The organism is Staphylococcus sp. HMSC034C12, assembly GCF_001835895.1.
Taxonomy (GTDB): Bacteria; Bacillota; Bacilli; order Staphylococcales; family Staphylococcaceae; genus Staphylococcus; species Staphylococcus hominis.
This window is the reverse complement of the sequence record NZ_KV826355.1, coordinates 1-321: the sequence shown is the minus strand read 5'-3', so window position 1 is coordinate 321 and position 321 is coordinate 1. Positions and strand designations below refer to the sequence as shown.

The 321-nt window shown below is 36.8% G+C and carries 1 protein-coding gene; it reads right to left on the bottom strand.

The window, feature by feature from the left end:
* Positions 1-321, bottom strand: a 321-nt coding sequence (locus HMPREF2629_RS09385; RefSeq protein ID WP_070813320.1) for a DUF1643 domain-containing protein, incomplete at both ends; no start/stop codon positions are given.

The following is a 321-nucleotide window of genomic DNA, read 5'->3' as shown; positions in this document are numbered from 1 at the left end:
GCACCATAAGCAAGAATCACTGTTTCACTTTCACTTATCGCTTTCATCAAGTGAATGTCGGTGTGTTCATTGTATGGCTCGTTGATATGTTTGAGATTTTCTGGACTTTTAATATTAGAGAATAGATTTACAAGATATACAGCACCGTATCGTTCTGAATTAGCTAATTGGTTGAGGATAAGAACAGTTGTGAGATCGAGTGATAATACACCATCTAAATGAGGGTACATCGTTATCACTGTACAAGCGGGTTTCTTTTCATCCCATGTTTTCTTGAGTAAATAGCGGTGTTTTTCATCCTTGCTAAATATAGCTTCTGTG